Source organism: Curtobacterium sp. MCBD17_035 (assembly GCF_003234815.2).
GTDB lineage: Bacteria > Actinomycetota > Actinomycetes > Actinomycetales > Microbacteriaceae > Curtobacterium.
Window position 1 is genome coordinate 3,010,962 of sequence record NZ_CP126279.1, and the last position, 12,270, is coordinate 3,023,231.

The 12,270-nt window shown below is 72.7% G+C and carries 13 protein-coding genes; 4 read left to right on the forward strand and 9 right to left on the reverse strand.

The features are described 5' to 3' along the window. The first annotated feature begins 59 nt into the window (after positions 1-59). Positions 60-902, forward strand: a complete 843-nt coding sequence (locus DEI93_RS14150) for a potassium channel family protein (RefSeq protein WP_258372249.1) — start codon at positions 60-62, stop codon at positions 900-902. 15 nt (positions 903-917) lie between these two features. Here the strand turns inward: DEI93_RS14150 and rlmB are convergent, their stop codons facing one another. The 7 genes from rlmB to DEI93_RS14185 form a co-directional block, all read right to left on the reverse strand. Then, positions 918-1,931 (reverse strand): 23S rRNA (guanosine(2251)-2'-O)-methyltransferase RlmB, encoded by a 1,014-nt coding sequence (rlmB, locus tag DEI93_RS14155; protein WP_111026300.1) that lies wholly within the window; start codon positions 1,929-1,931, stop codon positions 918-920. Next, a complete protein-coding gene (gene cysS / locus DEI93_RS14160; protein ID WP_111026301.1) occupies positions 1,928-3,343 on the reverse strand; it encodes a cysteine--tRNA ligase in 1,416 nt (471 codons plus the stop codon). The genes rlmB and cysS overlap by 4 nt, the downstream gene beginning before the upstream one ends. 35 nt (positions 3,344-3,378) lie before the next feature. Further along, a complete protein-coding gene (gene ispD / locus DEI93_RS14165; protein ID WP_258372260.1) occupies positions 3,379-4,635 on the reverse strand; it encodes a 2-C-methyl-D-erythritol 4-phosphate cytidylyltransferase in 1,257 nt (418 codons plus the stop codon). A 64-nt stretch (positions 4,636-4,699) separates the two neighbouring features. Then, positions 4,700-5,182: a CarD family transcriptional regulator gene (locus DEI93_RS14170; RefSeq protein ID WP_111010518.1), complete on the reverse strand. Its 483-nt coding sequence runs from the start codon at positions 5,180-5,182 to the stop codon at positions 4,700-4,702. A 213-nt stretch (positions 5,183-5,395) separates the two neighbouring features. Beyond that, on the reverse strand, positions 5,396-5,704 hold the full coding sequence (locus DEI93_RS14175; RefSeq protein ID WP_284158456.1) for a hypothetical protein: 309 nt from the start codon (positions 5,702-5,704) through the stop codon (positions 5,396-5,398). Positions 5,705-6,149: 445 nt separating this feature from the next. Continuing rightward, complete coding sequence (locus tag DEI93_RS14180; RefSeq protein ID WP_111010520.1) at positions 6,150-6,830, reverse strand: response regulator; 681 nt, start codon at positions 6,828-6,830, stop codon at positions 6,150-6,152. Next, a complete protein-coding gene (locus DEI93_RS14185; protein WP_111013085.1) occupies positions 6,827-7,990 on the reverse strand; it encodes a sensor histidine kinase in 1,164 nt (387 codons plus the stop codon). Before DEI93_RS14185 ends, DEI93_RS14180 begins: the two co-directional genes overlap by 4 nt. Before the next feature lie 173 nt (positions 7,991-8,163). Between DEI93_RS14185 and phoU the strand changes: the two genes are divergently transcribed. After that, positions 8,164-8,820, forward strand: coding sequence for a phosphate signaling complex protein PhoU (phoU, locus tag DEI93_RS14190; RefSeq protein WP_111010556.1), 657 nt, complete (start codon positions 8,164-8,166; stop codon positions 8,818-8,820). A 48-nt stretch (positions 8,821-8,868) separates the two neighbouring features. Then, entirely contained in the window at positions 8,869-9,411 is a 543-nt protein-coding gene (locus DEI93_RS14195; RefSeq protein ID WP_220037885.1) for a P-loop nucleotide/nucleoside kinase family protein, read from the forward strand. Between the two features lie 96 nt (positions 9,412-9,507). Here DEI93_RS14195 and DEI93_RS14200 read toward each other — a convergent pair whose 3' ends face one another. After that, complete coding sequence (locus DEI93_RS14200) at positions 9,508-10,251, reverse strand: phosphoglyceromutase (protein WP_111010522.1); 744 nt, start codon at positions 10,249-10,251, stop codon at positions 9,508-9,510. A 67-nt stretch (positions 10,252-10,318) separates the two neighbouring features. Between DEI93_RS14200 and DEI93_RS14205 the strand changes: the two genes are divergently transcribed. After that, positions 10,319-11,092, forward strand: coding sequence for a class I SAM-dependent methyltransferase (locus DEI93_RS14205; RefSeq protein ID WP_111010523.1), 774 nt, complete (start codon positions 10,319-10,321; stop codon positions 11,090-11,092). A 51-nt stretch (positions 11,093-11,143) separates the two neighbouring features. On the opposite strand, the gene ygfZ is transcribed toward DEI93_RS14205, so the two are convergent. After that, on the reverse strand, positions 11,144-12,268 hold the full coding sequence (ygfZ, locus tag DEI93_RS14210) for a CAF17-like 4Fe-4S cluster assembly/insertion protein YgfZ (RefSeq protein ID WP_111010524.1): 1,125 nt from the start codon (positions 12,266-12,268) through the stop codon (positions 11,144-11,146). Between the last annotated feature and the right edge of the window lie 2 nt (positions 12,269-12,270).

Here is a 12,270-nt window from a genome sequence, read left to right on the forward strand (position 1 = left end):
GCGGTGCACCGGTGACGACACCGGCTCGCGGGCGACGACACCGACGATACGGTCGGACCGTGACGTCCGAGGAACAGCGCGTGTGGGACCAGGCCCGCTGGCAGCGCATGAGCCAGTGGCCGCTCACGGTCGCCGCCGTGGCGTTCCTCGTGGCGTTCGCCGTCCAGGTGCTCGCGGACCTGCACGGCGCAGCCGCCCTGCCGTCGGATCTCGTCATCAACGCCACCTGGGTGATGTTCGCGGTCGACTACGTCGTCATGCTCGTCCTCGCGGAGCACCGCGGCCGGTGGTTCCGCCGCCACCTGCTCGACCTCGCGGCGATCGCCCTCCCGACGCTCCGCCCGCTGCGGCTCCTCCGCCTCGTGCAGCTGTTCCGGGTCCTGCAACGCACCACCGGCACGGCGGTCCGGGGCCGCGTCATCATCTACGTGACGGTGACGACCGCGCTGCTCGTGTTCGTCGCGGCACTGGCGATGCTCGACGTCGAGCGCCACGCCCCGCACGCGACGATCACGGACTTCGGCGCCGCGATCTGGTGGGCGCTCGTCACGATCACCACGGTGGGCTACGGCGACGTCGTGCCGGTGACGCCCGAGGGCCGGTTGATCGCGGCCGCCGTGATGATCGGCGGCATCGCGCTCATCGGTGTCGTCACGGCGACCCTGGCGAGCTGGATCATCGACCAGGTCGGACGGCGCGACGAGGAGAGCCAGGCGGTGACCCAGCGGCAGGTCCGCGAGCTCGCCGCCGAGATCCGCGCGCTGCGCGCCGAACTCGCGGACGCCCGGACCGCACCGACCGCGGGAGTGGCCTCCGCAGCCACACCAGCAGCGACGGCACCCGCCGCAGCCGCACCCGCACCGACCCCGCGGACGACGCCTCCGTCGGCGCAACCCCGGTGACGGCGGATCCGAGCGTCAGGCCCCTCGACGGCGGCGGGCGATCTCCCACAGGGTGACGCTCGCGGCGATCCCGGCGTTGAGCGACTCCGTGGCGCTCGAGATCGGGATCGACACGACAGCGTCGCACGTGTCCGTGACGAGCCGCGACAGGCCCTTGCCCTCGCTCCCGACGACGATGACGATCGGCCGGTCGGCGAGTTCGAGTTCGTCGAGCTGCACGTCGCCGTCACCGTCGAGTCCGAGCACGAACAGCCCGCGCTGCTGCAGGGCCTTGAGCGTCTGCGTGAGGTTCGGCGCCATCGCCACGGGGATGCGCGCCGCGGCACCGGCCGAGGTCTTCCACGCCGAGGCCGTGACGCCGACCGAACGGCGCTGCGGCACGATGACACCGTGGCCGCCGAACGCAGCCGTGGACCGGATGATCGCCCCAAGGTTCCGGGGGTCCGTCACGCCGTCGAGTGCCACGAGCAACGGCACCTGGTCGCGACGCTCGGCCGCGTCGACGAGGTCGTCCGCGTGGGCGTACTCGTACGGCGGCACCTTGAGCGCGACACCCTGGTGCACCGCGTCGTGGCCCGAGATGCGGTCGAGCTCGGGCCGCATGACCTCGAGCACCGGCACACCGCGGTGCGTCGCGAGCGCCAGGATCTCCTTGACGCGGTCGTCGACCTCGATCCGGGCGGCGACGTAGAGCGTGCTCGCCGGGATCCGCGCGCGGAGCGCCTCGAGCACGGAGTTGCGCCCGGTCACGAGCTCCGACTCGTCACCCGACCGCCGCGGTGCCGGCCGGGAGGCCCGGGGCTGCGGCGCGCTCGACGCACCGTGCCGCTGACGGGCGGTCTCGAGCCGTTCCTGCGCGGCTTTGCGCTTGCCCGCGGGGTGGTACGGCCGATCCTCGGCCTTCGGGGTGGGGCCACGCCCCTCGAGCGCCTGGCGCCCCTGCCCGCCCGAACCGACCTGCTTGTTGCCGGTGCGGCCGGAGCGGACGGCGCCCGGACGGCCCTTGCGCTTGCCGGAGGTGTTCTTCACGCGATGCTCCAATGGGTTCCGGAGGGGGTGTCCTCGATCGTGATGCCGGCGGCGGCGAGGTCGTCGCGCACGCGGTCCGCCGTGGCGAAGTCGCGGGCGGCACGGGCAGTGGTGCGCTCGGCGACGAGCCGCTCGACGAGTTGGGCGAGCGGACCGGCGGCGCGGTCCGAGGCCTCGGGGCCGGCGGACCAGGTGTCGGCGAGCGGGTCGATCCCGAGCACCTCGACCATGGCCGTGACCTGCTGGTGGGCGGCGCCGAGCGCGGCGATGTCGTCGGCGTCGAGCGCGGCGTTGCCGGCCCGGACCGTCTCGTGGAGCACCGCGAGGGCCTGCGGAACGGCGAGGTCGTCGTCCATCGCGGCGGCGAACGCGTCGGGGACGACGGCGGCCACGCGCACGGGCTCGTCCACGAGGCGCCGGCGGGCACGCGACAGGAACCCGGCGATGCGCTCGAACGCCGCCTCGGCCTCGGCGAGGGAGCCCTCGTGGTGGTCGATCGTCGAGCGGTAGTGCGCCGACGCCAGGAAGTACCGCACCACGACGGGGCGCGCGGCCGCGAGGAAGTCCGCCGCGAAGATCGAGTTGCCGAGCGACTTCGACATCTTCTGGCCGTCGACCGTGACGAGGCCGTTGTGCAGCCAGTAGGTGGCGAAGGCGTCACCGGCCGCCGTCGACTGCGCGAGTTCGTTCTCGTGGTGCGGGAAGCGCAGGTCGAGGCCGCCCCCGTGGATGTCGAACGCCGCACCCAGGTACCGCCGGGACATCGCGGAACACTCGATGTGCCAGCCCGGTCGCCCCGCACCCCAGGGGGACGGCCAGGATGCGGATGCGGGCTCGCCCGCCTTCGTGCCCTTCCAGAGGGCGAAGTCACGCGGGTCGCGCTTGCCCCGCGGATCGGCATCGGTGGCGTCCACCATGTCGTCGCGACGCTGGTGCGTCAGCGCTCCGTAGTCCGGCCAGCTCGCCGTGTCGAAGTAGACGTCGCCCGAGTCGTCCGCCGCGGGGTAGGCGTGGCCCCGCTCGACCAGGCGGGCGATGATCGCCTGCATCTCGGACACGCTCGCGGTGGCCCGCGGTTCGTAGGTCGGGGGGAGGATCCCGAGCGCCCGGTAGCCGGCCGCGAACTCGAGCTCGAACCGGTAGGCGCGGGCCCACCACTCCTCGCCGGACCCGGCCGCGAGGTCGAGGATCTTGTCGTCGATGTCCGTGACGTTCCGGACGAGCGTGACCTCGTACCCACGGTGCACGAGCCACCGCCGCCAGAGGTCGTAGACCAGCGCCGAACGGAGGTGCCCGATGTGCGGGGAGGACTGCACCGTCGGACCGCAGACGTACATGCCCACGTGGCCGTCGGTCAGCGGCGTGAAGGGGACGACCTCCCCCGCGCGGGAGTCGTACAGGCGAACGGTCACGGCCTCAAGACTATGGGGTCGTCCGTCCGCGTGACTCAGTCGACGGCCGCCGTGTGGACGGTGTCGGCACCCGTCGCCCTGTGCACGAGCGCCGTGGCGATGGCGGCGAGCCCCTCGCCCCGGCCCGTGAACCCGAGGCCGTCGGTGGTCGTCCCGGACACCGCGACCGGCACACCGACGACCGCCGCGAGTGCGTCCTGCATCTCCTCGCGCCGGGCACCGATCCGCGGCCGGTTCCCGATGACCTGCACGCTGACGCTCGTCGGCACCCAACCGGCCTCGGCCAGGAGCGCCACCGTCCCCTGCAGGAACACGGTCCCCGACGCGCCGGCGTAGCGGGGATCGTCGGTCCCGAACCGACCGCCGATGTCCCCGAGCCCGGCGGCGGACAACAGGGCGTCGCACACCGCGTGCGCCACGGCGTCCCCGTCACTGTGGCCCGCGAGCCCGGGCTCATCCGGGAACGCGAGCAACCCGACCCGGCACGGCACTGCGGCGTCGAACGCGTGGACGTCGACACCCAGCCCGACGCGCGCCGCCACCGGCACCCCGGCCGGGAGGCCCGGACCAGGCGAATCCGACGGCCGCCGGTCCGCCCCGCGGTCGGCGACCACGGCCTCCGCGCGACGGAGGTCCCAGGCGGTCGTGATCTTGAAGGCGTCCGCGTCACCCGCCACCACGTGCACCACGCCGCCCGCGGCCTGGAACACCCCGGCGTCGTCGGTCTCGGAGCGGGCGGCGGACGCGTACGCGGCCCGGAGTGCTTCGAGCGGGAACCCCTGGGGCGTCTGCACACCGACGAGTGCGGCTCGGTCCACGGTCTCGACGACGACGGCGCCGTCATCGGGACCGAGGACGTCGACGCGCTTCACGGTGTCCGTCACCGGGAGCGCCGGGACGACCCCCGCGCCCGTGGTCCGCACGGCCTGGAACACCCGCTCGACCTGGTCGGCCGGGGTGAGGCACCGGGCGGCGTCGTGGACGAGCACCGAGGCGACGGAGTCCGGCAGGGCTGCCAGGCCGGCCTCGACGGACGCGTGGCGATCGGGGCCTCCCGGCACGACCGCCGTGTGGCCGACCGCCGGTCCGGCGACGTCGGCGACGAGGGCACGGCACTCGTCGAGCCGCTCGACGGGAGCGACGACCACGACGAACGTGGGCTCGGCGAGCGTGAACAGCGGTTCGAGCGCCCGCTCGAGCATCCGACGGCCGGCGACCGGCACGAACGCCTTCGGGACGCCGAACCCGAGCCGGGTCCCCGAACCCGCCGCGACCACGACGACCGCGCGCACGGCGACGGCGCCGACGTCATGGGACGTCGGCGCCGTCGTGGGTGACCGGTGGGTCACGGATGCGTCAGGAGGCGAGGACCTCGTCGAGGACGGTCGAGGCCTGGTCCTCGTCGGTCTTCTCGGCGAGGGCGAGCTCGGAGATCAGGATCTGACGGGCCTTGGCGAGCATGCGCTTCTCGCCGGCGGAGAGACCGCGGTCCTGGTCGCGGCGCCAGAGGTCGCGGACGACCTCGGAGACCTTGATGACGTCACCCGAGGCGAGCTTCTCGAGGTTCGCCTTGTACCGGCGCGACCAGTTCGTCGGCTCCTCGGTGAACGGGGCGCGCAGGACCTCGAACACGCGGTCCAGGCCCTCTTTGCCGATGACGTCACGGACACCGACGAGGTCGACGTTGTCCGCCGGCACCTCGATCGTCAGGTCACCCTGGGTGACACGCAGCTTGAGGTAGACCTTCTCCTCGCCCTTGATGATCCGCGTCTTGACTTCAGAGATGGTTGCCGCCCCGTGGTGGGGGTAGACGACGGTTTCGCCGACCTCGAATTGCATGTGTTGAGCTCCGTTCCGAGACCTTCAGTTTACCACAAGCATTTGTCGAGTAATGGGCGGCCGGTGGGGCTGCGCGGGCAGTGCCTCCGCCCATCGCTAGGATGGGGCGGGTCGCCGTGGGCCCGCTGCGATCCGGTGTCGCGCGGGTCGCTGACAGCGGCCCCAGCCGCACCGCGCCAAGCTCGGATGCGTCCATGACGGCTGTCCCACCGGTCAAGCATCGTGACTCCTGGAGGAAAGTGTGAGAGCTCGGGTTCTCGTGTCCATCGCCGTGGCGGCGTCCATAGCCGTCGGGACCGCCGGCTGCGAGTTCCTCACCGAGGCCGGCACCACCAAGGGGTACAACGCGAGTGACGGCGTGAGCACCTCCGTCGGTGCCGTCGACGTGCGCAACGCCCTCCTCCTCACCAAGAACGGCAAGCGGGCACGGCTCGTCGCGTCGCTCGTGAACAACGCGGACAGCAAGCGCACCGTGACGATCGAGCCGAAGGACCACGCGGGGCAGTCCGTGACCGTCGTCATCCCGGGCAACTCCTCGGTGGACCTCGGCAGCACGAGCCCCACCGCGCAGGAGGTCGTGTTCCCGAAGCTCGACTCGAAGGCCGGCTCGCTGGCCCGCGTCTACTTCACCTACTCCGGCGCCTCGGGCAAGTCGATCTCGGTCCCCGTGCTGAACGGCGCGATGGAGGAGTACCGCACGCTCCTGCCCACCCCGCAGCAGTCGCAGACCCCACCCTCACGCCGACGCCGACCTCGACGGCCACGCCGGTCGGCTGACGGTCCGACGTCCCGCAGCACCGACGGCGCCTCCGACCTCCGGGTCGGGGGCGCCGCGTCGTCCGCCCCGCCGAACGGGGACCGGATCGGACCGGGCCGCCGCGCAGGCAGCGCCGCGCAGGCAGCGCCGCGCGCGGCCGGGAGGCGCGGGTCGGGCCCGCACCGTCCCTCCCGGCCGGCGACCGGCGGATCAGGCCTCGATGCGGTAGCCGAGCCCGCGCACGGTGACGAGCACCTCGGGCACGGACGGCGTCCGCTCGATCTTCGAGCGGATCCGCTTGATGTGCACGTCGAGGGTCTTCGTGTCCCCGAAGTAGTCGGACCCCCACACGCGGTCGATGAGCTGACCGCGGGTCAGGACGCGCCCGGCATTCCGGAGGAGCAGCTCGAGGAGCTCGAACTCCTTGAGCGGCATCGGCGTCTCGGCGCCGTCCACGGTGACCGTGTGCCGCTCGACGTCCATCCGGATGGCGCCCACCTGCAGCACGCCGCTGTCCGCCTGGTCGTCGTCGACGCGGCGCCGGAGCACCGCGCGGATCCGGGCCAGGAGCTCGCGGGTCGAGTACGGCTTCGTGACGTAGTCGTCGGCACCGAGCTCGAGGCCCACGACGACGTCCACCTCGGAGTCCTTCGCCGTGAGCATGATGATCGGCACGTTCGACCGCGTCCGGATCTGTCGGCAGACCTCGGTGCCGGGCAGCCCCGGGAGCATGAGGTCGAGGAGCACGAGGTCCGGCGTCACGGCGTCGAACTGCGCGAGTGCGGCGACGCCGTCGGCGGCCACGGTGGTCTCGTAGCCCTCGCGCTGCAGCAGGAAGCTCAGGGGGTCGCTCAGGGCGGGTTCGTCGTCGACGATGAGGATGTGGGTCACGATTGCTGCTCTTCCAGGTGCTCTTCGAGGGCTGAGGTGAGTTCGGGGTCGGCTTCCGGGATCCGGATGGTGAACGTCGATCCGCGGCCGGGCTGGGACCAGACGCGGACGTCGCCGCCGTGGTTCGCGACGATGTGCTTGACGATCGCGAGCCCGAGGCCCGTGCCGCCGGTCGCCCGGGACCGCGCAGGATCGACCCGGTAGAACCGCTCGAACACGCGGTCCAGGTCGACCTCCGGGATCCCGACCCCCTGATCGGTGACGGTGATCTCGACGAAGCCGTCCGCCCGCCGCACGCCGAGTCCGACGCGGGTGTGGTCCGGTGAGTACTTGACCGCGTTCGCGACGAGGTTCGAGACCGCGACCTGGAGCAGCGCCGCGTCGCCCATGACCCGGAGCTTCGACTTCTTGGCGCGGACGATCTGGATGTCGCGGCTCGCGGCGACGACCGAGTTCGCGTCGATCGCAGCCTGCACGATGCCGTCCACGGCGACCTCCTCGCTCGTCTCGACGACGTCGAGCGACTGCAGCCGGGACAGCTCGATGATGTCCTTCGTCAGTGCGCCGAGCCGCTCGGACTCGGTCACGAGCTGGGCGGCGAACCGGCGGACGTGCTCCGGGTCGTCCGCCGCCGCGACGAGGGTCTCGGCGAGCAGGCCGATCGCACCGATCGGGGTCTTGAGCTCGTGGGAGATGTTCGCGACGAAGTCACGACGGACCTCGTCGATCCGTCGACTCTCGGTGAGGTCGTCGGCGGTGAGCAGCACGTACCGGTTCCCGAGCAACGCCGCGCGGAACCCGAGGTACCCGACCGCGTCGCGGCTCCCCCGGGTCAGCTCGAGGTCCTCGGTCGCGTTCTCGCCACTGCGGCGCACCCGGTCCACGAGGTCGACGAGCTCGTCGTGCACGAGCCGCCGCCGCACGACGAGGCCCACGACGAGCGCCTGCGGCGAGGCCGCGACCACCGTGTTCGACGGGTCGACGACCACCGCGGGGTTGTGCATCGTCGCGATCACCGCCGCGACGCCGTCCGGCAGGTGCCGCTCGGCGACGTCGGCCGCCCGGGCGGTGCGCTCCGCCGCGATCACCAACACCACGACGCCCGCACCGAACACACCGCCGAGGAGCATCGACAGTGGCACGAGCCACGCGTTGTCCATGGACGCCAGTGTAAGGACGGACGCGCACCCCTCCAGCCCCGGTGCACGGAGGACCGGGGGTGCCGCGACGACCGTTCAGTCGGCCGTCACCGTCCGTTCACCTGGACGGCCGACACTGTTCGGGCATCCGCCGACGATGCACCAGGTGAGATGTGCCGACGGAAGGGCTCATGATGCGCGAAGTGTTCCAGCAGGAGCTCCAGGACGTCCAGGAGCGGCTCGCCGAGATCGCCGCGCTCGTGGCGACCGCGATCGACCGCGCGACCACGGCGTTCAACGACTCGGACGTCGCGCTCGCCGAGCAGGTGATCGCCGACGACGCGAAGATCGACCACGCCGCCCAGTCGCTCGACGAGCTCGCGATCGACATCCTGGCCCGCCAGGCCCCCGTCGCCCGCGACCTCCGGACCGTCGTCAGTGCGCTCCGCATCAGCGCCTCGCTCGAGCGCATGGGCGACATGGCCGAGCACATCGCGCAGCTCGCCCGCTACCGCTTCCCGGAGAAGGTCGTCCCGAAGAGCCTCCGCTCCACGTTCCGCGACATGGGTGCCCTCGACGTCGCGATGGCCGACAAGCTCGCGCGGCTGCTCCTGACCGAGGACGTCACCCTCGCCGAGGAGATCCGTGACGAGGACGACCGGGTCGACGAGCTGCACGCCAGCGTGTTCGACGCCGTGCTCGGGGAGACCTGGAAGGGCGCGACGATCGACACGGTCGACGCGACCCTCGCCAGCCGGTACCACGAGCGCTTCGCCGACCACGCCGTGTCCATCGCCAAGAAGGTGCAGTACCTGGCGACCGGCGACTGGGTGGGCGCGGCGGCCGAGTAGCCGGACCCGCCGGGCCGATGGCCGACCCGGCTCTGCGAGGATGGTCGTATGGCTGCCGTCGCGATCCTCGTCAACGGACTCCCGGGATCGGGCAAGACCACGCTCGCGGCCGGCCTGGCCGAGGTGCTCGGATGCCCGCTCCTGTCGAAGGACGCCGTCAAGGAACCGCTCGCCGACATCGCGGGCCCGATGATCACGTCGCGTGCACTGGGCGGCGTCGCGATGGACACCGTCTGGGGCATGGCCGCGGCGGTCGAAGCCGGCGTCGTGCTCGACGCGGTGTGGCTCCGGACGCGTGATCGGGAGCACCTCGTGACGGGGCTGGCGCGCGCCGGGTCCCCGCGGTTCGTCGAGGTCTGGTGCGACGTCGACCGGACGGTCGCCGAGGAACGCCTGCGCGACCGGTACGACCCGGGCTCGCCCCTGCGGCACCCCACGCACGGCGATCTGGAGGACGTGCTCGCCTTCTGGGACGAGCACGCGGCCGCCGCGGGGCCGGTCGGGCTCGGGCCCGTCGTGCGGGTCGACACCGGCGCGGCCCTCGACGTCGCGCAACTGGTGCTGGAGATCAGCCGGCACTTCGGCGCCTGAAGAGGGCGCCGAGATCGCACAACGCGCCGCTCACCTCTGGAGGTGAGTGGCGTGTTGTGCGATCTCGGCGGGGAGGGGGAAGGCCGGGAGCTGCCCCTACTTCTTGCCCTGAGCGGCGACCGCGGCGGCACCCGCGGCGGCGGCGTCCGGGTCGAGGTACCGGCCGGGACCGGTCGGACGCTGCTCGTCGTCGAGCTCGTACACCAGGGGGATGCCCGTCGGGATGTTGAGGCCGGCGATGTCGGTGTCCGAGATGCCGTCGAGGTGCTTGACGAGCGCCCGGAGCGAGTTGCCGTGTGCGGTGACGAGCACCGTGCGACCCGCCGCGAGGTCGGGCACGATGTCCGACTGCCAGTACGGCAGCAGGCGGTCGATCACGAGCGCGAGCGACTCCGTCCGCGGCAGGTCGTCGCCGAGGTCCGCGTACCGCCGGTCGTGGGCCTGGGACCACTCGGCGTCGTCGGCGATGGGGGGCGGCGGGACGTCGAACGACCGACGCCACTCCATGAACTGCTCCTCGCCGTACTGCTCGAGCGTCTGCGCCTTGTCCTTGCCCTGCAGGTCGCCGTAGTGCCGCTCGTTGAGACGCCAGTTCCGCTTGACCGGCAGCCACGCGAGGTCGGCTTCGAGCAGGGCGATGTCCGCCGTCTGGATCGCCCGCGTGAGCACCGAGGTGTAGAGGACGTCGGGCACGATCCCCGACTCGGCGATGAGCTGCCCCGCACGCTTCGCCTCCTGCTCGCCGAGCTCACTGAGCCGCACGTCGACCCAACCGGTGAAGAGGTTCTTCTGGTTCCAGTCGCTGTTGCCGTGCCGCAGGAGGACGAGTGTCGAGGTCATGCCCGGAGTCTACCGAGCGGCCCGGAGGCTCGATCGGACGAGCCCACCCTGGCCCTACCCTGGGTGGATGCCGATCGGGAACGTCACGCGCGGCACCACCGGCACGAACCGGTTGCGGCGCGTGGACCGGTGGATCGCCGCACTCCCGGTGCTGCGCCGCACGGACGATCCGCTCGTGGCCGACCTCGGCTACGGGGCGAGCCCGACGACGACGCTCGAACTCCGGGACCGCCTGGCGCGGGTCCGGCCCGACGTCGAGGTCACCGGGATCGAGATCGAGCCCGAGCGGGTCCGGGTCGCCCGGCTCGCCGAACGTGACGGAGTGACGTTCCGGCTCGGCGGGTTCGAGACACCCACGCCCCAGGGTCGTCGCCCCGCCGTCATCCGCGCGTTCAACGTGCTCCGCCAGTACGCCGAGGACGAGGTCCCGGCCGCCTGGGCGCTCATGACCGACCGACTCCAGCCTGACGGGGTCCTGGTCGAGGGCACGTGCAACGAGGTCGGCCGCGTCGCGAGCTGGATCGACGTCACGCGGGGCGGCCCGCAGACCCTCACGGTGTCGCTCCGCCTGGCCGGACTCGAGGCCCCCTCGATCGTGGCCGAACGGCTGCCGAAGGCACTCATCCACCGGAACGTGCCCGGGGAGCGCGTGCACGACTACCTGCGGGACCTCGACCACGCGTGGGCGGTCGCCGCGCCGCTCGGGACCTACGGGCCCCGCCAGCGGTGGATCGCCACCGTCCGGGCGATGCGCGACCGGGGCTGGCCGGTCCTCCACGGCGTCACCCGATGGCGCCTCGGCGAGGTGACCGTGCCGTGGTCAGCGGTCGCGCCGGCGTGAGCGCGGCCGGATCAGCGCGCCGCCGCCGGACCGACGTCGGCGGCACAGGGGTCAGGAGGTCGGGCGACGGACCGCGCCGAGGCGCGGCATCCGGGGCACGTCCGCCGTCGCCCCCGCGCTCGGCGGGACGATCACCTGCTGCGCGGCCGTGACCACGGTGTCCTCGGCGTCCGTGACGAGGACCGCGGTCGGGTCGACCGTGCGCTTGACCACCGCGAGCGCGATCGGACCGAGCTCGTGGTGCGTCGCCACCGCGGTGACCCTGCCGACCTCGGCGTCGTCGGACTGCGCCCGGACCACGGCGCCCGGCGTGGGCAGGACCCCCTGGGAGCCGTCGAGGTGCAGGAGCACGAGGCGGCGCGGCGGATGCCCGAGGTTGTGCACCTTCGCGACGGTCTCCTGCCCGCGGTAGCACCCCTTGTCGAGGTGGACGGCGGAACGCATCCAGTCGAGCTCGTGCGGGATCGTGCGCTCGTCGGCGTCCGCGAGACGCGGGCGCCACGCTGCGATGCGCAGGGCCTCCAGGGCGAGCGTGCCCGCGACGGGCACGTCGGACGCGGCGAGCGCGGCGGCGTCCGCGGGCGTGAGCACGGCGAGACGGAGCGACCAGTCCCGGCCCGGGTGGTCGGACGGGTCGGCGTAGCTCCAGCCACCGACGGCGATCGCGGCCCAGGGGTCCGTCCAGGTGACGACGGGGGCGAACGCGGCCAGGGGCGCGTCCGCGAAGGCGCCGACGACCCGGTGCTCGGCCGACCGGTCGGCCACGTCGACGCGGAGCATGAACCGCATCGACGTCAGCCACGCCGCGAGTGGTGCGGCGTCGCCGGGGTCGGTCACGAGCCAGGTGGTCGTGCCGTCGTCGACGACGCGCGCCGCGTGCTCGAGTCGTCCGGAGGCATCGAGCACGAGGGTCTCGGTCGGGACGCCCGGAGCGAGGCCGAGCAACAGCTGCGTCGTCATCGAGTTGAGCCACGACAGCCGGTCCGGGCCGGTCACCGTGACGACGCCGTACGTGCCGAGGTCGACCACGGCGCGGCCCCGCTCGAGCAGACGCTGTTCGCCGAGCGGGTTGCCGTAGTGCGCCGCGACACCCGCGCCGTCGGCGACGTACCCGTCCCGCGTCGCGAAGGGGGTGCCCTCCCGGTCCGGCGAGGTGGTGCCGTCGGCGTTCGACATGG